Consider the following 22,349-nt stretch of genomic DNA (forward strand, 5'->3'; position numbering starts at 1 on the left):
GGAGAGCTATCATGCGCACTATAGAAATGATCCCTATCGAGCGCGTCCGAATCCTCAATCCTAGGGCCAGAAATCAACGGCAATATCGTGAGATTGTGGAGAACATCGGGCGCATCGGTCTGAAGCGACCCATCACTGTCAGCCGCAGAGCGGCGCCCGAAGATGGCTTCGAATACGACCTTGTGTGTGGCCAGGGGCGGATGGAGGCGTATCAACGTTTGGGGCGAGCCGAGGTCCCGGCCATCATTGTGTCGGCCAGCGAAGAGGACTGCCTGGTGATGAGCCTCATTGAGAACATTGCCAGACGGCAGCACCCAGCCATCGAGCTGATGCGCGAGATAGAGACCCTTCATCGGCGTGGGTACAACGAGACCCAGATCGGTCAAAAATTGGGCGTTACTGCCTCATGGGTAAGCATGCTCTTGAACCTCCTGGAGAATGGCGAAGAGCGTCTCGTGGCAGCTGTAGAGACTGGACTTATACCGATCAGTTTGGCAGTGACCATCGCGCGGAGCGATGACGCGGGCATCCAGGAAGCTTTGGCCGAGGCATACACGAACGGTGTTGTGAGGGGGAAAAAGCTTCCCGTACTTCGTCGGCTTCTAGAGCAGCGAGCATTGCGGGGAAAGACCGAAAGACACTCTTCGTATGGGCGCAGGAACAGCCGAAAGCTATCGGCGGAGAACCTCCGGCAGATTTATCAGCGAGAGGTAGGCAAACAGCAGCTACTTATACGCAAAGCAGACTTCACTCAGAAGCGTCTGCTGTTCGTCGTCCAGGCAATGCAGACGCTGCTCAAGAATTCCCAGTTCGTCGAAGTGCTACGGGAGGAGCATCTGGACACCATCCCTGGTCCACTTGAACGGCGCATGGGGCGAGGGCTGATCCAATGAACGCGAAAGATGGTCGCAACGGCGACGTCCCTGAGGGCTTTGAGTTCGGCACCCGTGTGATTCCTTTATCGGCAATCCTGCCGCTGAAAGTGCTTCGTCCCACGACAAAACAAAGCCAGAAATACCGGCAGATCGCGACGTCCATTCACGCCATAGGTCTAGTCGAGTGCCCGGTTGTCGCCCCTAACCCGGATAAGCGAGACACCTATTTCCTGCTTGATGGGCTGCTTCGGTTTGAGGCTATCAAGGAGCTTGGGTGGAAGGAGGTCGAGTGCCTAATTTCGACAGATGATGAAGGTTACACATATAACAAGCGAATAAGCCGACTCGCATCTATACAGGAACACAGGCAAATCGTGCTCGCGATCGAGCGCGGAGTTCCTGAGGAAAGAATCGCCGAAGCACTAGATATGGAGCTTGGTGCGATCCGTCGGCGGTTCAAGTTGCTGGACGGCATCTGCCAGGAAGCTGTAGAGCAGCTCGCTGACAAGTCATGCCCAATGATCGTCTTTGACATGCTTAAACGCATGCGGCCCATGCGCCAGGTAGAGGCTGCTGAATTGATGACTGGCCAAAGGAACTACACGACCCCTTTCATCAAGGCAATTCTCGCCGCCACCCCCGATGAGCAACTAGTGAAGCCGCGACGAAAGACCGGCGACCGCGACATTTCGCGCGAACAGATTGCACGACTCGAACGGGAGCTAGAGGCTGCGCAGACACGTACTCGATACGCGGAAGAAACCTATGGAGAAGACAATCTTCAGCTGACTATTGCTAAGAGCTATGTGGCAAAGCTTGTTAGGAACGAGCATGTCCGTACTTGGCTCGCATCGCACGAGCCGGAGTACCTCGCTGAGTTTCAGGAGATATCGGAGTTCGATTCACTCACAAGAATATCAAGCGATAGCCATGAAACGACCTTCTAAACCGACGCAGTCGGGCGGCGAATGGTTTGTGAGGGCCCGGTTGCAGCGTAGAACGGGAAGGTGTGAGGAAATGCAATCTACTTAGCTTATTAGCTCGGTCGGCCAATGTTCGCTCATGCTCCCTAGTTTCTTTTGAGCGCGCACTTCGGCAGGCGTCAGCCCGAGAATCTCCGCTTTGGCAAGCTCGACAATTCTTCTGCAACGTGTGACGCAGCTAACCAAAGTGCGCGCGTCATCCAGTGACCCGCCTGTCGCTCGCGCCACCGCATAGCGCGCAGCCTTGACGTCATACGATCCAAAAGGGTTCGGTCGAAGAATCTTCATGCATTCCAGCGCCGAGGCGAAGTCAGAACTCACTTTTGCTAGATACCGTGAGGACCCCTGCAGCCGATGCCTTTGCAGATACTCGGTATACAGCTCCGAACGGTTAACTAGCTTGCCTGGGGGGAATGCACCAATCTCTCGTGCGATGTGACTGGGGTGAGGTAGCGGTCGTATAGAGCTGTCGGACAAGAGGCCGGTTAGGCATATCTTCATAATGCGCATCCTATCGAGGTCATCGTCAGCACCGCGCTCAAGCGGACGATATCCTCCCCACCCGCCACGTAGAGGCGCGCACGCGGCCTCTCTCGGACGAAGAAGAAGTGATCGGACGGAAATTCCCTGCAAGGCACAGGCATTGATGAGGGTGTGCAGTGCGATCCTGCCGCCTCTACCGGGGTTGTTCAACCTGGCTAGGCGGTTGATGGTGTCCGCAACATTTGGGCGCCGCTTGCTTTCTTCGGGGAGCGACCGCATAAGCTCCTCAACGAAGATATTAAATGTGGCCCCGTGAATGGGTGGTTGTACCGGATCTGCACAAATCTCGACCAGATCCGACAGCTGCGTCTCTACCCAGGTTACGTAGGTGGATTTTGGCGTAAAGATTCCCATAGCCCCAAGATGGACACCACAAGAACAGCAGTTCCTTCGTTTGTCGTACGGCGTGCTTGTGGGTTGCTTTGAATGGCATTGACGGCATTTATCTTCCAGGTCGCATCGATGTATGGGGCAGGTCGTTCGCAGATCAATCGACCATTGAAGAAGCTCACATGACGTTTCTTCGTCCCACGCAAGATAGCAGGCGGGACACCAACGACGACATCCGCCCTTGCGACCAATGGCTCCCGGTGCCAACAGAGCGTCTAGAGCAAGGAATGATCCGCAATGGATAGTGGTTATCCCTGTTAGCCGTTCAAGGTTTTCGATTCGCCTACGGTAAATCTTGCCGGGACCGCAGAAGCTCGATGTAAGCCTGACCTGATGCTCGCCTGGTTCGTTGTACGGCTGCGGCAATGAAACCAATGGCCGCATTGCTATGCCGGTAGTTGCGGCCAATCTCAACGCATAATGTTCTGCCGACTCAACGGTGGGCATGCCAAGATTCAATATCTGCATGGGCGGAAGTGGCGTCCAGAAGCGGACGCCACTTGTATCGTTTCTCCCTTCCCCGTCGGGACTTAGGCTTTCTGCGACCACAGGGACGCGACCTGGGATGCCCTGCCGGAAACGCTGCCGGCCGCCATCGTTTCTTCAAAGGCTTGAATGTCTCGCCAAAGCGTATCGAGCTCGCGCTGATTGTAGTAAGAACCCTCGACGTCCTTCCTATGGACGCTTGGTTGTCCGTTCAATCGAGCAGATTGGCTTGCGCGATCAAATAGCTTTGTAATCTCTCCAATAACGCCGCCGGTGGCGGCAAGGATCTCGTATGCCATCTTGTACGGGAGGTCTCGTGGCGTGAATGCGTGCGATGCACTGATATTTTTGAGGAGACGTAAGAAGTGTTCTTGGTCTCTCTTTCTTCTCGGGCTATATGGCGGTAGCCATACTGTGGTGACACGTCGGCGAAGTTCGGGATGTATGTCCCAAAGGAGCGCTGCCTCATGTATGCCGGTCATGAGGAACATGAGCTCGTTTTCCTCTGCGAAGAACATAAGGTGCTTTGTGTGATCGCTTGGGGAGGTGTCTCGCCTGTTCTTCAATAGGGCCGTCACCTGATCCACCGATATGAACTTGCAGGATCTCGCCTTTAGCGAGCGCGACAGGGTCCTCCAATGATCGCCCTCTGTCATTTGGCGAAGTGGTAATAGCTCATATAGCTTGATGCTCTCGGTAAGGTCTTGCCGAATTGTTTCGACGGTAAGGCGTGAAAGCTCGGTATCCCGCAGCAGCCACTTCAAGTTCGGGCTTTGTGTCTCATAGATAAGCGCCTTTACCAGTTCGCGGGACGAGAAGTAGGCGTTGTGCGGTAACATCGCAAAAGTCTCTATGATCGGTATCTTGCCGGAGCCCCAGCGCATAGGGTTTCCAAAGACTTCCCGCATTACCTCATGGCGCAGGGTCGTCTTCCCCGCACCTGACGGTCCGATGATGAAGACCATGTGCCCCGGCTGGAAATTGTCCAACGCCGCTTTCAATCCCTCTTTTCCCTCCATAAAAGCAAAGTGCTCGATGATGTTCATGGCATCTCTCCTCGCTCATCCCAGCCGGAGATGTCATCCCAGCAAGTTTCATTGCGAACTGACGGATCGCCGGGCGTAGGATCGATCGGGTCCGGAAGAGGTGTCGCCTCATCGTTTGCGCCGGCGGGAGGTTGCTTCGCCGCGAAGTTAGCGTTTTCTATACGGGTAAATGTGCGACGACTGATCTGGCTCTTCCGCCCGCGAGATAGTCCGCGTTGGATGGGGGCATAGAGTAAGTTGAAGCGCTTTTCTTCCACTGACAATGCCGCGGCTGACTGAACTCTGCTGTGAAACGCTTTAATCCACTTGCCATTGATACGGACGCGTAGCACCGTCGGATCTTCGCAGTCGCTCTTAACGCGCTCGACCTTGCCTAGCCTGAGCTGAGCAATGAGCTCATCGCTGGAGAAATACCCATCCTCGGTCAGAATGCCTCGCCTCAGATTGGTGTTCCGCTTGATCTGAGATTCGATCGAGGTAGCTAGGAGGAAGTCCTCATTCTCCCTACATTCGATGCCAAGGTCTCCCGCCAGAAGGATGCAAGCTTCCTTCTTTTCAAGAGGTGATCTGCCATCTGCGCATGGAGTTTCGGGTAGGTCTCCGTAGACGTAGTCTAGGAACTGATCGTGGACTACGTCGAAGCCAAGCTTCGCGTTGCGCCGACTTTTGAAGCGACCGTCCGAAGCTCTGCCCATCTGATCGGGAAGCGTGGTGCCAGTCATTCGGTGAGCAACGTTTTGGTTCACTCTCTTGATGGTTGCTTCCGCGAGGCCATTCCATGCGCTAGCAGCGGTTGGCGACCAGCGCAGCGTGATGTTGTAGTGCTCCGCAAATTCCCTTAGCCACTCGGATCGATTCTCTGAACCGCGATCTAGATGAATCAGCTGGGGAAGTCTGCCATGTCGCCGCAGGTATTCCCGAAGTAGGATTGCAAGCCCATCCGTTCGCGCGGCGCCAAAAATGAGGGAGTGAGCCATCGGTATCTCAGTGGCACCATCCATGCCGATGTAGAAGGTCGACTTCAAGGCGGGCATGAGCTTGGTCATGTCGGGAGCCATTCTCACATCGAAGTCTGATGAATCGATATGCAAGGTATGGCCATATGCAATGGGTGGCAGGGATCGTTTGCATGGGTCTGTCGCCGGGCGAATTGCTTGGTATCCGCGTAACCCAGCCGTTGCCAGCGCGTGTTTGGTCGGCGATTCCTGTCGCACTCGATAATAGAAAGAGCTCTTCCCTGGGGCTTCGATTCCACGTCGCTCGCACTCATCCTCCAAGAGGAAGTACAGATCCCGTTGCTTCCTCACTCCTGCCTTGTTCCAGGATCTCGCGATGACTGTGCTAACCGCTTCCTCCTGTATCGACGTCAAGCGGGGAAGCCGATTGCCTGATCGGCTGAAGTTGGTCAGACAGGCTACCAATGGATCGTGACCCTCTTCTCGAAAGGATTCGACGCGGTTCGCCAGTTGCCTCATCCGTTCGGTTTGTGGCTCTTCGCCGCGCGCAATTGCTTCGATTCGAGCCAAGCGTAGGCGTGCTTTTTCTAGATCGGTCGTACTGCAGGTGAATAGCTCGCCACTGGGACCGGATTGGTCAAAGATAGACGCGCTGCTCTTTAAGGCCTCCTGGTCTGCCAGGGCAGCGTGTTCGTGGTTGTGGAACAGGGTGAAGAGGTGGGAGAGCTCAAAAGGCGTGCTTTTCAATGGCCCGAAGATGAGGCCTTGTGCAAGGGCCCACAATATTAGACGGGCATCCAACCCGTCGTTGGCAAATCGCACATCATCCAAAGTGGATGGGCGATGGCGGATGTCGTCGACCAATCGGTTGATTGCACGACATTCGTGTTCACCTATCGGCAGCATGGTGCTTGCGTACATGGCCTCCAGGTTCTGGAGATAGATACCAGGAGATCGCGGTGGTGACCATGTGCGGAATCTCAGTTCGTGATCACGTGCAAATTTTTCATAGGGTTCATGCAGCCAGTTGCCGTTGTTCTGTCTCCAGTCGGAGCTTGGCTTGCTGCTTTCGGTTAGAAGCCAATCTTCTTGCTTACACTCAACAAGTTCGACGTTTTTTTCCCGAAAGACAAGGAAGTCGAGGCATGCTGAGGACACGTGGGGACGTCCGTTCGGCAACGATCTGTGCACACCAATGCAGGGGACTTGGGCGTAGTAGCCAAGTACCGTGGGATCGAGCTCCATTTCGTAAGCGCACAGTAGTTCGCACGTATGGCTTTCCAGCGTACGGGGACCTCTGTTCTTAGCTGACGCCAGACGAGTGACTACATTTCGCAGTGCCGCCCTCCCCGGCGTTCTTGCCGGACTTAGTGCAACCATCTTTTCGATGAACTGAGACGATGAAGCACTCATGCCTGCGCGCGAATAAATGGTGTTTCGCAGCGTTTCGCTCAAGATGATGGGTGTCCGGATGCAGATCACGGTGCACCTCCTCCATTGAGCTGACTAGTCCTTACAAATATGTACAAATCGACTGCGGTAAAGGCAGTGGCGAATGCGCAAGATGTCGACAAGCCACCCTTTGGTTTCTTGGTGACGAGCATCGTTGGGGTGTCGATGATTCGGATCTGCCAACGATGCTGTCGCGAACAACTTGCATGGCGGCGGAAATGTGCCAAGTGGTCTTTGCCCAAGCTTTCCATCGTCTCATTCCTCTTTTGAGGCGACACACGCTCCCCGCAAAGCTTTTCTGCTTCGCTCGGTGCCGGTTAATTTGAGACGAACGCTCCCAACAACCATGCGTGGCATGATTGGTTTGCGCTTGACACGGCGGGGGTGCGGCGTGAGACTTACGGCGCAAGGTGTAGTTGTACCGCACGTCCATAAGCCCTAGAGCCAGCCAGCTCCGGGGCTTATTCATTTTTGCGTCTCGCTATTTCCCCTTGAGAGTATTCCTAGCTGGACCCTCCCTATCGTGGCTTTCGAAGCCTTTACGAAATGGTGGAGAAAACGTGCTGGAAGCTACCTTTCGGCAGCTGCGTGCTCCAAAGGTCGCCCCTCTTTGTGCGGGGCGGAGACTTTTGAATCGAGTAAGCCGCTCAGCCACGTGCGGACGTCCTGGGTAGCCGCGAACCAGCCTCTTCGGCCCGGTACCCGGAACATTTCGATGGGAAGCCTGCCAGCAGATCGGCAGTTGGCTAGCGCTTTGACCGACCGAAAACCCATCAGCCGCGCGGTTTCCGATGCGGTGAGGATTGGAGACTTAGGAAAATAGCCTTCGACTTCCGAGTGGGTGTTCAAAGTCACTCCGGTGCCCTCCGTTCACTGGGCAGCGCGTTGAGGCAAATCTGAACCGGGGAGGCCCTTTGGGGCGCTAAAGGTCGTTGTCGGTCAAGGTACTCTCTAGTCTCTGACTTCGCAATAAGTCATTGATTGATATAAATATATCACTCTGTTGCCCGAGGGGTGATCGCCTCCTGGCGAATTCACGGATTGATATCAAGAGCGCTGAGAACACCGCTGAGATCGTGAATCGACACTGCCACCTGATGTGGCGCAGCATTCCTCCGCCGATCGAGATGCAGTGCTGCAAAGCCCGCATCCGTTGCACCTGTGTAATCGCATCGCCAAGTATCACCGACCATCAGAATTTCTGAGGGGTGGAGTCGTAGCATTCCTGCTAGAGCGGCATAAAAGCCGGCCTCCGGTTTGGCCGCACCAACATCGAACGAAAAACAGAACGCGTCGAATAACTCTCCAAGCTCGTTGCGGATGGGATCTGCGTAGGGCATCGCTAGATTTGATGCCACTGCCGTTCGAATGCCACGGTCGCGCAGTTGACTGAGCACGAAGGCCGCCTCGGGATACGCACGAGTTGAAGCGAGCTCGGCGGCTAGGTCGCGCTGGAGCGACTCCAGCGATGGAGCATCCGAGTGCGGTCCCACCGCTGCGAAAAACTGTTCCAAGTCCATTCGCTTGGTAAGAGGGGAAGCCCTGGGGCCTTGCGCCGAGAATGAAGCGAGCTTGGCAAATGGCCGGCGCTTTTCCCCTATTTCGACAAGCGTTCCATACGCGTCGAATGCGACTGCTTTTATGAGTTGCCACTTCACGCGAAGTCACCTTTCCTAAACGCCGTTCGACAGACTGCCAAAGACCATGATGCAGCCTGCGTATGGGACATGGTTTGCCGTAGTCCCTGATGAAGCAAGGGGCTAACCAGTCATTTTCAATATTCGACCGTATGTTGCGACCTAAGCACAGCCTTTGCCGCACCGGGTGGAGGCTAGGGCGGCTATGGTTGATGACAATTGGTTGATTTTATTGATGGTCGACGGGCTATCAGTGCTCGCGACAGGCAAAGTTTGTCGCTAGGCAGCGCAATGCCGACAACTTTTGGCGGTTCTGACTAAACAGACTTTGGTGCTCCGACCAAACCCGCTGCACGGAACGCTCGCCCCAACCGCGCCGATTTTCAAACGATCGTCACACTGGCCGATTTGCCCCCCTTCGACGGCCGTTCTCCCCTCCCTGCTGGACGGCGCTTTCCGGGACAGTGGCTTGTCACGCAGCCAGCGCTCCTGGGGAGGAAAGCGACCATGCGCAAGATCCATCTGATTCTCGCCCTACCGCTGGCCCTGGCGGCCTGCAACCATGAAGAACCCGCCGCGCAGAGCAGCGGCGACGTCTCGTTCGAGGCCAAGCTGCAGCAGCAGTTGCTGGATGCCAAGCCGGGCAGCGTCATCGATATTCCGGCCGGCCACTACCACCTGCAGCGTGGCCTGAGCCTGCGCACTGACGGCGTCACCATCAAGGGCGCCGGCATGGACAAGACCGTGCTGTCGTTCAAGGGCCAGGTGGTTGGCCCCGAGGGCCTGCTGGTCAATGCCAACGACTTCACCATCGAGAACCTCGCGCTGGAAGACACCAAGGGCGACGCGCTCAAGATCAACCAGGGCAAGAACATCACCATCCGCGGCGTGCGCGTGGAATGGACCGGCGGCACAAAGACCACCAACGGCGCCTACGGCCTGTATCCGGTGAAGACGCAGAACGTGCTGGTGGAAGACTCGGTGGTGATCGGCGCCTCCGATGCCGGCATCTATGTGGGCCAGTCCAACAACATCGTCGTGCGCCGCAATCGCGCCGAATTCAACGTGGCCGGCATCGAGATCGAAAACTCGGTGAATGCCGACGTGTATGAGAACACCGCCACCAACAACACCGGCGGCATCCTGGTGTTCAACATGCCCAACCTCTCGCAGGCGGGCCACAGCACGCGCATCTTCAAGAACAAGACGATCGGCAACAACACCGACAATTTCGCCGCCAAGGGCGCCGCCGTGGCCAGCGTGCCGCGCGGCTCGGGCGTGGTGGTGAACTCCAACGACAAGGTGGAGATTTTCGACAACGACATTGCCGACAACCAGACCGCCAACGTCATCATTTCCAGCTACTACTCCACCAACTACTACAACACCAAGGGTGTGGCGGCCGATTACAACCCGTATCCGAAGGGGATCTTCATCTACGACAACCGCTTCAAGGGCGGCGGCGATTCGCCCGATGGCCTGAAGCTCAAGACCTTGAAGACCGCGGTGTTCGGCCTCAGCGGCAAGTTCCCGGACATCCTGTGGGACGGCTATGTGGACCAGACGAAACTGGTCAACGGTTTGCCGCCCGACAGCGACCGCTTCTGCATCCAGAACGGCGACGTGGGCGTGATCAACGCCGATGGTCCGCACGATTACAAGAATCCCAGCACCGACACCAAGCCGTACCAGTGCACGCTGCCCAAGCTGCCGCCGGTTGTGCTCGATCCGGAACCGAAGGCGTAAAGGCCAGCCCCGCAACGTGATGTGCACTAGTACGCCCACGCACCCTCATCGTCATCCCAGCGAAGGCTGGGATCCAGTGACTCTGGGCCACGACGCACATCGAAAGGCCCTGGATCCCAGCCTTCGCTGGGATGACGGTGAGGATATTTTCTGCGTGGTCGGGCTGCAGGCCGGCCACTTCGAACAGGTTCGAAAATGACGTTGTCGAAAAAGCTCTTTGCCGCCTTTCTGTTCCTAAGCACATTGCCGCTACTCAGCGCCTGCCATCGCGGTCTCGACCCGGTGGCGTTCCAGGCGGATGGACGTCCGCCCAAGCTGAGCGACTGGCACGTGGTCGAAGTGCGCAGCGGCAAGCTGGTGCTCAATCAAGGCGTTGTGCCGTACGACCTCAATACGCCGCTGTTCACCGACTACGCGCACAAACTGCGCACGATCTGGATGCCCAAGGGCGTTTCGGCGAAGTACGACCCAACCGATACATTTGACTTCCCGGTCGGCACCATCATCAGCAAGACCTTCTACTATCCGCGCGCTGCGGACGGGAAGTTCAGTGACGTCGCGCGCACCTACGACAGCACGCACGATTTCTCCGGCGAAGGCCTGGATCTGGCCCGCGTGCATCTGATCGAGACGCGCATCCTGGTGCGTCGCGAATCGGGCTGGGCAGCCATTCCCTATGTGTGGAAGGACGACCAGAACGATGCACTGCTTGCTCGCACCGGCGCCGTGATTCCGTTGACCCTGGTGGCCGATAGCGATGCACGCGAAGACTTCAACTACGTGGTGCCCGACGAAAGCCAGTGCGCCAGCTGCCACGCGCAGGACTGGGTGACGCGCAAGATCCATCCGATCGGCCCGAAGGCTCGCCATCTCAATCGCGACTACCACTACGCGGCCAGCGACGAGAACCAGTTGGCGCACCTCACCAAGGTCGGCTACCTCAGCGGCGCGCCTGCAGCGACAGACACGCCGCGCAACGCGAACTGGATGGACGAGCGCGCATCGCTCGATGCACGCGCACGTGCTTACCTGGATATCAACTGCGGGCATTGCCACAACCCGAAGGGAGCGGCCAACACCACCGCCCTGACGCTGGATGTGAGCGCGCCCGAAGACCGCCATCTCGGCATCTGCAAGCCGCCGGTCGCGGCGGGACGTGGCACAGGCGATCATCTGTTCGATGTCGTGCCCGGCTCGCCCGACGAATCCATCCTGCCGTACCGGATGGATTCGGCCGACCCGGGCGTGATGATGCCGGAACTGGGCCGTAGCACAGTGCACCGCGAAGGCGTGGCATTGATCAAGGCATGGATTGCGGCGCAGTCGGGGGGCTGCGTCGCGATTCATTAAAACGAAGCAGTGCCGCGGCCTCCGGGCCGCGGTTTTTTCATATCGAGGGGAGAAACTGCTGATGAACATGCGTCCGCGTCCGTTGTCCGTGTGCCTGCATCGCCTGCTGCTGGGGAGCAGCCTGATGCTGGGTGTCTTGCCCACCGAAAGCTGGGCGAGCGACGACGTATCGCCTGCGCCGCAGGACAACAGCAGCGCTCAACCCGCTGCCGGCAGCAAGGCCGATCCGGAGAAAGCCAAGCTGCTGGGCAATGTCACCGTGACGGCGCAAAGCCGTTCGCAGGAAGTGCAGTCCGTGCCGATTTCGCTGCAGATCGTCACCGCCAAGCAGATCGACACGCTGGCGGCGACCGACCTGAGCAAGATGGACATCTTCGTGCCGGGCCTGGTGATCAGCGCCGCCCAGCCGACCCAGCCCACCTATGAACTGCGCGGCATCGCCACCAGCAACTTCGGCATCGGCACCGAGTCGGCGGTGGGCGTGTACGTCAACGGCGTCTACGCAGCGCGTTCGGGCGGCTCGCTGCTGGCCTTCAACGATATCGCGCGCATCGAAGTGCTGAAGGGCCCGCAAGGCACGCTGTTCGGTCGCAACGCCGCGGCGGGCGCGATCTCCATCGTCACCAACGAGCCCACCGACAAGTTCGAGGGCAATGCGCGCGTGCGCGTGGGCAACGATGGCCGCAAATACGCCGACGCGCTGGTGAATATCCCGATCAACAAAGACATGGCGCTGCGCCTGAGCGTGCTCGACAACCAGAGCGACGGCTGGATCCGCGACTCCGCCACCGGCAAGCGCTACGGCGGCGACAACGAATGGGGTTCGCGCGCGGTGTTCCGCTGGAACGTCACCGACAATACGCGCGTGCTGCTGTCGTGGGACCACGAAAAACTCAACCAGGCGCCCGAGGCCGCGATCGGCCTGATCCCGCTGTCCAACGACACCAACGAACGCGCACCCTACCCGGCCGATCCGGCCAACTATCTCAATCCCCTGCATGCGCCGCTATACAACGATGCTATCGGTGGGCGCGAATCGCGGCGCTTCGACGGCGGCACGCTGCAGATCGACCATTCGTTCGGCTGGGGCGATTTCGTCTCCACTACCGCCTGGCGTGGGTTCGATACATTCAACCTGGGCGATTACGACGGTACCAACCATGTCGTGACCTATCTGGCCACGGCGAACATCGAGCACAACAACAGCTGGTATCAGGAGTTCAAGCTGTCGGGCAACAACGACCTGATGGACTGGGTGGGCGGCGTCAGCTACTACCAGGAGCAGGCGCGCCAGACCAGCGAGACGGACGTCAACACCGACAGCATCGACACGCTGGCGAACAATGTCCTGGGCATCGGCACGCCGCTCACCGATCTCAGCAATATGCTCGCCTCCTTTGGCCTGCCCTTCTCGCTGCTGGGTGATCCGTGGAAGGAGTCGATCAGCAACGACGGCAACTTCAAGGCTTACGCGGCGTTCGGCGACGTGATCTGGCACGTGAGCGACAAGTTCGACGTGACCACCGGCCTGCGTTACACGCGCGACGAGAAGGAGTTCAGCTGGTACAACATGCCGCGCAGCGCGCCCGCCTTCGACGCCACCATCGCCGGCCTGTATGGCCTGGGTATCCTGCCGCCCGGCACCCTGGATGCGTTCCAGCAGAACGTGATCTTCACCAGCGCGGTGGGCACGCCGGTCTACGCCAGCAACACCTGGAACAACTGGAGCCCGCGCGTGGTGGCCAGTTACAAGTTCACGCCGGACGTGATGGGCTATGTCTCCGTCACCCGGGGCTACAAGGCTGGCGGCTATAACAGCGTGCAGCCCGGCTCCACCTTCCAGCCGGAAAAAGTGACCAACTACGAAGGCGGCATCAAGAGCCTGTTCCCTGATCAGAACCTGCTGCTCAACGGTTCGGTGTACTACTACCGCTACGACAACATGCAGTCGCTGGCGCTCGATCCGAACAGCCCCGCCACCGGCCTGCCGATCTACGTGGTCAACAGCAGCAACCAGGAAGCGAAGGGCCTGGAAGTGGAAGCGCAGTGGGCGCCGATCGCTGATTTCCGCATCAATTTCATGGGCGCGTACATCGATTCGAAGTATCGCAACGCTACCGCGCCCGATGGCGTGGACCTGAGCGGCCAGCCCACCGGTGCTCCCTACTTCTCCGGCGCGCTCTCGCTGGCCTACACTTGGCGCAACGTGGCCAATGGCGACCTGGAATTCGACCTGTCGCAGGCCTATCGTGGAGCGACGCGCTGCAATGACGACTCGCAGTATCAGGGCTCGTGCAACATCAGCCCGAACTTCAGGATCGGCAGCAGCCAGCAACGCACGGACGCCCGCATCGGCTGGCATTCCGCGGGCGACCGTTGGGGTGTGGCGCTGTACGGCAACAACATTTTCAACAAGCGGTACGTGACCGGCGTGAACAACATCAGCACTTCGGTGTTTGGTACGCCGTTCGCCTCCATCTCGCCGCCCCGCATGTGGGGCGTGGAACTACGCGCGAAGTTCTGACCCGGACCGCATGACTATGAAAGAACCGAGCTCGTCGCTACATTCCATCCTCCTGCGCATGCGTGAAGCGCACTCGCGCGATCCGTTGCCGCCCTGGGACGTTCGCGCCACGCGATTGCGCACGCTGGAGAAGATGCTCGACGAGCAGCGCGGCGCGTTTGCCGAAGCGATCGATGCCGACTTCGGCCATCGCCCGGTGGAGGAGACCGAGTTGCTGGAACTGTATCCCAGCCTCTCCAATCTGAAGCACTCGCTACGCCGTGGCCGCCGCTGGATGCGGCCGCGCGGCAAGCTGGCCAACCTGGTGTTCCTGCCCGCGCGCACCACGCTGCTGCCGCAGCCGCGCGGCGTAGTGGGCATCATCGTGCCGTGGAACTATCCGCTGTTCCTGGCGGTGGGCCCGCTGATCGACGCACTCACCGCGGGCAACCGCGTGATGCTGAAGATGAGCGAGTTCACGCCGCGTTTCTCGCAGTTGTTCGCCGATCAGGTGGCGCGCTATTTCTCCGCGGACGAAGTGTCCGTGGTCACCGGCGACGCCGACGTGGCGCAGGCGTTCTCGGCGCTGCCGTTCGACCATCTGCTGTTCACCGGTTCCACTGCCGTGGGCCATCACGTGATGCGCGCGGCCGCTGCCAACCTCACGCCGGTCACGCTGGAACTGGGCGGCAAGTCGCCCGCCATCGTCGGCCCCGGCGCGCGGCTGGACCACGCGGTGGAACGCATCGTGTTCGGCAAGCTGGTCAATGCGGGACAGACCTGTATTGCGCCGGATTACGTGCTGGTGCCGCGTGCCCGCCTCGGCGAATTCGTCGGCATGGCACGCGACATGGTGGGCAAGCTTTATCCGAACCTGCGCCTGCAGCAGCAGTACTCCTCGATCGTCTCCGATCGCCAGTACGAACGCCTGGCCAAGTTGCGCGACGAGGCCGTGGCCGCGGGCGCGACACTGGAGCCGATGAGCGACGCGCATGACGTTCCCGCCAAGCGCTTGCTCGCGCCGGTGATGCTGACCAACGTCAACGACGGCATGGCGGTGATGCAGGACGAGATCTTCGGCCCGCTGCTACCGGTCATGCCGTACGACTCGCTGGACGAGGCGATCGGCTATGTCGCCAGCCATGCGCAACCGCTCGCGCTATATCTGTTCGAGCAGAACAGCGCGACCATCGATGAAGTGCTTACGCGCACGCAGGCCGGCGGCGTCACCGTCAACGACACGCTGTACCACATCGCGCAGCACGGCCTGCCGTTCGGCGGCGTGGGCCCGTCGGGCATCGGCGGGTATCACGGCGAGGCGGGCTTCCAGACCTTCTCGCATATGAAGCCGATTTTCCGGCAGGCACGCTTCAACGGCAGCGGCATGCTGAACCCGCCGTACGGGGCGCAGTTCAAGCGGATGTTGAAGTTGTTGATGCGGGTGGGTTGAAGCGCGCGCATCCTCTGTGGGAGCGCACCCTGTGCGCGACAGCCCACATCGGAGCGCCAACGCACGGTGTGGCCGTCGCGCACAGGGTGCGCTCCCACAGGGTCGCGTTCTGTTCTCACCCATGACGCAATAAAAAACTCCCCGCTTTCGCGGGGAGTTTTTTTATAACCGTTCTTCGCGAAGAACTGCGATCAGAACTTGTACTGGGCCGAGAAGCTCAGCAGGTTGCCGTAGTCGTCCGACTCGCCGGTGATCACGTCGCCCGTGGAGCTGCTCGCGTTGATACGCGCGCTGTTGACGAAGATGTGCGCGTACGAAGCGTTCAGCACGAAGCGCTCATTGACCTTGTAACCGACACCGAACGAGACCAGCTGACGGGTGCCATCGGGCACGCGCGGATCGCGGGTGGCGGTGACGGTCGGCGTGGTGTCGAGCGCCAGGCCGCCGCGCACGGTGAACTTGTCATTGACGTAGTACTCGCCGCCCAAGGACACGTACCAGCTGTTGCGCCAGTTGAACGGCTCGGAGGTGGTCGGCTGGGCCGGGTTGGCGTAGTACACGTTCAAGTTCTTGAACACATCCCACTTGGTCCAGGCCACATCGGCGCCCAGGCCGAACTTCTCTTCCTGGTGCCAGTAGCTGGCGGTCGCCACGGCGGGCGTGGTGAACGGGGCGGTGCCCTCGGTGTGCGTGAACGGCACGCCGCCCGCACCGGCCAGCAGCGCGGCCACGGTCGGGTTGCTCAGCGTGGCCTGCACGTTGGCCGGCACGGTGAAGTTGGCCGTGCCTTCGAGCGTGTGCGAGATCTTGGAGCGGTAGTCAAACGCCAGCTTGTCGTTCGACGTGATCCGCCACAGCATGCCGACCTGCCAGCCATAGGCCCAGTCGTCACCCTTGATGCGGGCGACGCCGTCCGAGCCCGGCGGGATGATGGCGCCCACCTGCTGGGCCAGCGCCTGGCCAACGGCCGGCGGAATAGCACCGGCGGCGACAGCCTGACCCACCAGGCCCTGGCCCACGGCGTTGTAGTTGATGGCGGAGGTCAGCTCGGCCGAGGTCTTCTGCGCGATACCGCTCACGCCAATGGCGAAGTTGTCGCTCACGTCGTAGGACAACGACAGCGTGCCATCGAGCGATTCGAACTTGGACTTGAGCGCGTTGTAGCGGCCCATCCAGTTGTGGTCGTACTCGGTCTGGAAGCCGAACGGCACGGTGAAGGCGGCGCCCACGTGCCACTTGTCACCCAGCTGGGTGGCAAAGAAGAAAGCCGGGATCGGCATGGTGGTGCCGGCATCGCCGCCGTTGCCGCCGCTGATCGGGCGACCGGCGAAGTCGTGCGCGGAACCACTGAAGGTGGTGCCGAAATTGATGGCGGTGACGTCAGCCTGGAAATAGGTGCCCTTCAGGTCGCTCATGGCGGCCGGGTTGTTGGCCACCACCGACACGTCGCCACCGGCAGTGGCGGAACCGGCATAGGCGCGACCCATCGCGGCGGCGCTGTCTTCATGCAGCTGGAACGCACTGGCATGGGCGCGCTGCGGTGCAGCAAGCGTCCCAAGGATCGCCAGGCTCAGCGCAGCGAGCGTGAGCGGACGACCCGCACGTGAAAATTGACGGTATGACATCTGCATCAGCAATGCTCCTGCTTATCGTTGATCTGGCATCGGGGTGGTAGCAGGGGCTTGACGTCCACGCTTGATTTTCATACGCGCGTTTGACACCCCTGGCCGGCACTGTGCCGACACAACGCAAGCTTTACAAGTGCGCTTGCAGCAAAATTCCCCGAGAATTACCCACTCATCCGCTCTGTTCGTGGTCGATAGGCGAAGATAGGGGGTGTAACGCGTCTGGCACAGGGAGCTGCGCGGAAAATCGCGGTGCGTGCGCCAGCGGTGTTAACCTTTCAGACCGCGCCCGCGGGTGCGCCCCTCCCTTAGATTGCCGACGGGTGCCGCCATGCACTGTTTTGTCTACGCCAGCCAGCGCAAACCCGATACCTACCTGTGGCTGGGCCGCCGCGACGATTTCGAGCGCCTGCCCGAATCGCTCGCCCTGATGCTGGGCGATCTGCGCTTCGTGCTTGAGGTCGAACTATCCGGCGAGCGCAAGCTGCCGCACGAAGACGCCGCCAAGGTGATCAAGCATCTCGACGAGCAGGGATGGCACCTGCAGTTGCCGCCGAACGAAACGCTGGCGACCGCCAATCATCTTGTCTACAACAGCGCGCCGCTCGATCCGCCGAGCGACAACTGAAGCGAACGCCGCCGCATCCGTTAACACGGGATTACCTTCTGGCCTCGTCACGATTCCTATACTCCGCGCATATGGCCTACTCAAAAACGCGTCGCCCACCTCCGTTTCTGCAAGCCCTCGCCTGGTTCGTTCCTGGTTTGGTCGCCGCTGCGATAGCCGCCTTCGGTGCCCATCCACTCGCGCTGATTCCGCTGCTGGTCGCCAATGCACTGACCATGGCGGCGGTATGCCACGCGATCGGCTTCGATCCGGAACCGCGTTTTGGCCGCACCGTGCTGCGCCGTGGCGCTGCCTACCTGGTGATGTTCACCGGCTATGTGGTGCTGGTGTTCCTGCTGGTGGCGTGGCCGATGCTCAAGCTCAACCAGTCGCCCAGCCTCAGCGCGGCCTTGCTGCTGGCCGGCGCGCTGGTGGTGGCGTTGGCGGCGCTGTGGCGCCTGTGGCCTGCGTTTGGCCTGGTCTATGTGTGGGACGACGCCTATCCGGCGCAGAGTGACGGCTCGTGGATCTTCACCGCCACGGCGCGCAGCCTGGCGTTTGGTCGCCACCTGTCGCGCGAAGAACGCTTTTTCACCCACTTCCTGCCCTCGGCGATTTCTTTGCTGGCGCTGGCTTTCATCGCCATCGCGCTCACCGGTCTGTATGGCGTGCTGCCATCCGAGCTGCGCACCGCGGCGCTGGTGATCTATGGCGTGGTGCTGATGCCGCTGGGCTGTCTGATCGTCGCCGACCGTACGCTGCGCGCGTTGCTGTGCGAGCGCCGTCGCCCTCGTCAACCCGCTGCCGGCGTGATCGACGCTCCCGCGCCGACGCCGCCCCCCAAGCCCGCGCCCACGCTCACCGAACAGGAACGCACCGCCGGTACGCCTGAGCAAGCGCATGCCTTGCTGATGGCCACGCGCGACGGCGACATCGAACGCGCCCTGGCCCTGGTGGAAGCCGGCGCCGATCCGAACACGGCGCCTGCGCAAGGCGATCGCGACCTGCGTCCGGTGCTGATGCTCGCCGCCCTGTTGCCGGATACGCGCCTGCTGCGTGCGCTGATCGCCAAGGGCGCTGACGTCAATCGCGCCAACGGCGGCCTGACGCCGCTGCTCGCCACTACCCGCGACAGCTGGCATGGCCGCGCCGAAGCGGTGATGACACTGCTGGCCAACGGCGGCAGCGCGCTCGCCGCCGATGCGGAAGGCAACACGCCGCTGCATGGTGCGGTGCTCAGCGGCGAGCCCATCGTTGCCGCGATGCTGCTCGATGCCGGCGCCGCCATCAATGCGCTCAACAAGGCCGGCCTCAGCCCGCTTGCGGTAGCCTGCAGGGCCGCCAACTGGCCGGTGGCGAAGTTCCTGCTGGAACATGGCGCCAAGCCCACGCCGGCCGATGGCGAACCCGCCCTGGTGACGGCTGCCGGCGTGCCCGACGACGATGTCGAAGGCGTGAAGCTGCTGCTCAAGCATCGCGCCGCCATCAATGCCGTGGACGCGCGCCACCGCAGCGCCCTGATGGCCGCCGCGGCCGAAGGCCACGAACAGATTGCCCGCACGCTGCGCGCCGCCGGCGCCGACGTGAACCTCACTGATCGCCACGGCAGCACCGCGCTGATGGAAGCGGCGCGTGCCGGCGCCGTGGGCATCGTCAAACTGCTTGCCGAAGCGCAGCCCGACGCCCGCCTGCGCGACAGCCACGGTCGCGATGCGCTGACCCTGGCCTGCCAGTCGCCGCAGGCGCATGCCGATGTGGTGCGCGCCCTGCTCGCCCTGGGCGCCGAAGCCAAGACCGCCGGCAGCAACGGCCGCAGCGCGCTCGACTACGCCGCTGCCGCAGGCCGCTGGGATCTGGTCGCCCTGCTCGATCCGGAAACGCCGCTGCCCGCCAGCCTCAGCATCGATGCGCTGCCCGAAGGCGCGGACACGCCGGCGCACCTGCTCGATGCGTTGCGTTTCGGCCACTGGGCGGTGGTCTCCACATTTACCCAGCGCGTGCGCGAGTGGCCGCAATCGCAGCTTGCCCAGCTCTATCTGGATCTGGCCGGTGCAGGCCAGAGCGCCGCGCGCCGCTGGCTGCTCGATCACGCGCTCGACCCCGAAGCACGCTTGCAACCGCAGCTGGTCGACGACGCCGAAACCGTGGAACACATCGAGGCATCGCTGCCGCCGCTGGGACGCCGCCTGTTCGACGCCCTGCTGCCGCTGCTGCCGGCCGCCACCGAGGCCATCGACGATCTGCTGAACGCCGGCGCCACGCCCGCCGGTGCCGGCTTGCTCGCGCAAGCTCTGCTGCGCCTGGAAGACAGCGCGCAGGGCGCCGCCTTGCCGCTGGCCATGCTCGAGCGCGGCGCCGATCCCTTCGGTGCCGATGCACGCGAGCGCACGCCCGTGCATCTTGCCGCCACCTACGGTCATGCGGCCTTGCTGCAGTCCTTGCTGGCGCGCGGCTGCGATCCGAACACGCGCGACCTCAGCGGCCGTACGCCGTTGTTCGCCGCGCTGGAACATGGCGAGCGCGCCCTGCCGCTGGTGCGTTCGCTGGTGGCGCATGGCGCCGATCCGGAAGCGATCGATGCCAATGGCGAAACGCCGCTCGGCCTGGCGCTGGAGCACGAGGCGATCGAGCGCTGGATGAACTGGGGCGACTGGACACGCCCGCTGCGCCCCCTGCGCGCGGACGATCTGCCTGCCGCCGCCAAGGCCGGCGCGGTCACCGCGGTCGAGCGCCTGCTGGAACTGGGCTTTGCCGTCGACACCCGCGACCACCAGGGCGCCACCGCCTTGCTGCATGCCTGTGGCGCCGGACAGCGCGAAGTGGCCGCACTGCTGCTGGACAAGGGCGCCGACACCACGCTCGCCGCCACCAACGGCATGACGCCGCTCGCCGCTGCGGTGAGCGCGCGGCGCGAAGCACTGGTGGCCTTGCTGCTGCAGAACGGCGTGGCCGTTGACCAGCGCCTGCCGGGCGAAGCGACCGCATTGATGATTGCAGCCGCGATGGGTTATCCCGATCTCGCCGAGCAATTGCTCGACGGCGGCGCCGACGTGAACGCCGTGGACGAGCGCGGTCACTCGCCGCTGCATGCGGCGGCACAGTACGGCTTCGATCACAACGACAGCCTGCGCGCGCGCCGCCTGTTCGATGCGCTGCTCAAGCGCGGCGCCGACGTGGGCATGGCCGACAAGGAAGGCAAGACGCCCTTGCTGCTATTGCTCGGCGCACATCTGCGTCCGGGCAGCGAGTGCGATCCCACCCACATCGGTGCGCTGGTGCCGGTGCTGCTCGATGCAGGCGCGGTGCTCGAGCACGCCGACCAACGCGGCGTCACCGCGCTGCACTCCTGCGCCATGCATGCGCTGCTCGCCCCGGCACGCGTGCTGCTGGCGCGTGGCGCGGATCGCCAGGCGGCAGATGCATTCGGCCGCACGCCGGCCGATGTGGCGCGTGCGATCGGCTATGTCGACATCGCTCACGAACTAGCCGCGCGCAGCGGCTCGGCCATTCCCAGCGTGCGGCAGATGTTGAGGCAGCCGGCCCAGCCAGCCGACTGAAGCGCCTGTTCCACCAGGCGACGGGCCATCGTCTCGGGACGTGGCGGCAACTGCCGCCACGCGCTCACCACTTCATCCAATCCAATGCAGTCCACGCTGGGCACGTCCGGCAAGCCGCCGATGGCGTGCACGGCGCTGCCACTGGCGCTGCGCGGCGTCCACATGGAAGGCCAGCGGTTGCCGAACAGCACCACCAGCGGACAACCCACGGCAGCCGCCAGATGCGCAGGTCCCGTATCCACCGACACCATGCTGTGCGCGATATGCAGCAGCGCACGCAGATGCCCGAGCGGTAGACCTTCGCGCGGAACGATCACCTGCGCATGCGCCGCCGCGTCACCGATCGTGGCGAGATAAGCCGCCTCGCCCGCCGAGCCGCACAACAGCACACGCGCCTCGGGCATCGCTTCGACGATGGCGCGACACAAGGCAGCCCATCGTTCCACCGGCCACGACTTGTCGTCGTCTTCGCGCTTGCGAATGCCATTCCAGCGCATGGTGCGCTTGTTCGCAGGCTGCAGCAGTACCAACGGACGTCCGTGCAGATTGCGCCGCGCCAGCCATAACTGCGCTTCACCGAGCTCGACGGCCGTCGGCTCCAATCGCGGTGCGCAAGGCAAGCCATGCGATGAGCACAAGGCATCGCGAAACGCCGTCGGCGTTTCGTCGGCGAAACGCATCAACCAGTCGACCCAATGCTCGCCCTGATACAGCGGCGTATCTTCGATGAAGACGCAGTGCTCGGACGGAATGCCGGCCAACGCCAGCATCGGTCTTATCTTGGTGCGCGTGCGTACATCCGGCTCGCAGATGTAGAACGGCGCGGCGCGCAGTTCGCGCAGCGCGAACGCCGTGCGCAAGCGCTGCGGATTGAGCCAGAGCGAACCGTACTGGCTGTCGACCTGCCGCACTTCGGCGACGTCTTCATGGCCTTCGTACAACACGCGCGAGCATTCGCCCAACGAAACGAGCCGGCAGGCGCCGCCGTAACGGCGATGCAGCTTGTGCAGCAATGGCTGCAGAAGAATGGTGTCGCCCAGCCGTCCGAATCGAATGACGACAGGATGAAGTGGCGCGCGCTGGCCCATGCAATGTCAGGTAGGCGTCGGGCAAGCCCGATCCCTCAGGCGGCCCGCCCCGCGA

Annotated in this window: 13 protein-coding genes; 8 read left to right on the plus strand and 5 right to left on the minus strand. The window is 61.5% G+C overall.

Annotation, left to right across the window (positions count from 1 at the left end):
* The first annotated feature begins 11 nt into the window (after positions 1 to 11).
* Both AC1DMY_RS11420 and AC1DMY_RS11425 read left to right on the plus strand, forming a co-directional pair.
* On the plus strand, positions 12 to 893 hold the full coding sequence (locus AC1DMY_RS11420; RefSeq protein WP_477165086.1) for a plasmid partitioning protein RepB C-terminal domain-containing protein: 882 nt from the start codon (positions 12 to 14) through the stop codon (positions 891 to 893).
* Entirely contained in the window at positions 890 to 1,822 is a 933-nt protein-coding gene (locus AC1DMY_RS11425; RefSeq protein WP_477165087.1) for a plasmid partitioning protein RepB C-terminal domain-containing protein, read from the plus strand. Before AC1DMY_RS11420 ends, AC1DMY_RS11425 begins: the two co-directional genes overlap by 4 nt.
* A 1,499-nt stretch (positions 1,823 to 3,321) precedes the next feature.
* Here the strand turns inward: AC1DMY_RS11425 and AC1DMY_RS11430 are convergent.
* From AC1DMY_RS11430 to AC1DMY_RS11440, 3 genes are all read right to left on the minus strand, one after another.
* Positions 3,322 to 4,323 carry an ATP-binding cassette domain-containing protein gene (locus AC1DMY_RS11430; protein WP_477165088.1) on the minus strand — a complete coding sequence of 334 codons (1,002 nt, stop codon included), beginning with the start codon at positions 4,321 to 4,323 and terminating at the stop codon, positions 3,322 to 3,324.
* Positions 4,320 to 6,734 (minus strand): integrase catalytic domain-containing protein, encoded by a 2,415-nt coding sequence (locus AC1DMY_RS11435; protein WP_477165089.1) that lies wholly within the window; start codon positions 6,732 to 6,734, stop codon positions 4,320 to 4,322. The genes AC1DMY_RS11430 and AC1DMY_RS11435 overlap by 4 nt, the downstream gene beginning before the upstream one ends.
* A 1,031-nt stretch (positions 6,735 to 7,765) precedes the next feature.
* A complete protein-coding gene (locus AC1DMY_RS11440) occupies positions 7,766 to 8,389 on the minus strand; it encodes an HAD family hydrolase (protein WP_477165090.1) in 624 nt (207 codons plus the stop codon).
* 486 nt (positions 8,390 to 8,875) lie between these two features.
* Here AC1DMY_RS11440 and AC1DMY_RS11445 point away from each other — a divergent pair, with 486 nt between their 5' ends.
* The 4 genes from AC1DMY_RS11445 (at position 8,876) to AC1DMY_RS11460 (ending at position 15,417) form a co-directional block, all read left to right on the plus strand.
* Entirely contained in the window at positions 8,876 to 10,114 is a 1,239-nt protein-coding gene (locus AC1DMY_RS11445) for a parallel beta-helix domain-containing protein (protein ID WP_477165091.1), read from the plus strand.
* Between the two features lie 195 nt (positions 10,115 to 10,309).
* Complete coding sequence (locus AC1DMY_RS11450) at positions 10,310 to 11,464, plus strand: SO2930 family diheme c-type cytochrome (RefSeq protein WP_477165092.1); 1,155 nt, start codon at positions 10,310 to 10,312, stop codon at positions 11,462 to 11,464.
* 61 nt (positions 11,465 to 11,525) lie between these two features.
* A complete protein-coding gene (locus AC1DMY_RS11455) occupies positions 11,526 to 13,988 on the plus strand; it encodes a TonB-dependent receptor (RefSeq protein ID WP_477165093.1) in 2,463 nt (820 codons plus the stop codon).
* A gap of 16 nt (positions 13,989 to 14,004) precedes the next feature.
* Entirely contained in the window at positions 14,005 to 15,417 is a 1,413-nt protein-coding gene (locus AC1DMY_RS11460; protein WP_477165094.1) for a coniferyl aldehyde dehydrogenase, read from the plus strand.
* Between the two features lie 191 nt (positions 15,418 to 15,608).
* Here the strand turns inward: AC1DMY_RS11460 and AC1DMY_RS11465 are convergent, their stop codons facing one another.
* A complete protein-coding gene (locus AC1DMY_RS11465; protein ID WP_477165095.1) occupies positions 15,609 to 17,048 on the minus strand; it encodes an OmpP1/FadL family transporter in 1,440 nt (479 codons plus the stop codon).
* A 325-nt stretch (positions 17,049 to 17,373) separates the two neighbouring features.
* Between AC1DMY_RS11465 and AC1DMY_RS11470 the strand changes: the two genes are divergently transcribed.
* Positions 17,374 to 17,670, plus strand: a complete 297-nt coding sequence (locus AC1DMY_RS11470; RefSeq protein ID WP_477165096.1) for a YcgL domain-containing protein — start codon at positions 17,374 to 17,376, stop codon at positions 17,668 to 17,670.
* Positions 17,671 to 17,741: 71 nt separating this feature from the next.
* Entirely contained in the window at positions 17,742 to 21,206 is a 3,465-nt protein-coding gene (locus tag AC1DMY_RS11475; RefSeq protein WP_477165097.1) for an ankyrin repeat domain-containing protein, read from the plus strand.
* Here the strand turns inward: AC1DMY_RS11475 and AC1DMY_RS11480 are convergent.
* Complete coding sequence (locus tag AC1DMY_RS11480; protein ID WP_477165098.1) at positions 21,125 to 22,294, minus strand: glycosyltransferase family 9 protein; 1,170 nt, start codon at positions 22,292 to 22,294, stop codon at positions 21,125 to 21,127. The genes AC1DMY_RS11475 and AC1DMY_RS11480 overlap by 82 nt on opposite strands.
* Between the last annotated feature and the right edge of the window lie 55 nt (positions 22,295 to 22,349).

The organism is Dyella sp. 01L423, from assembly GCF_056399945.1.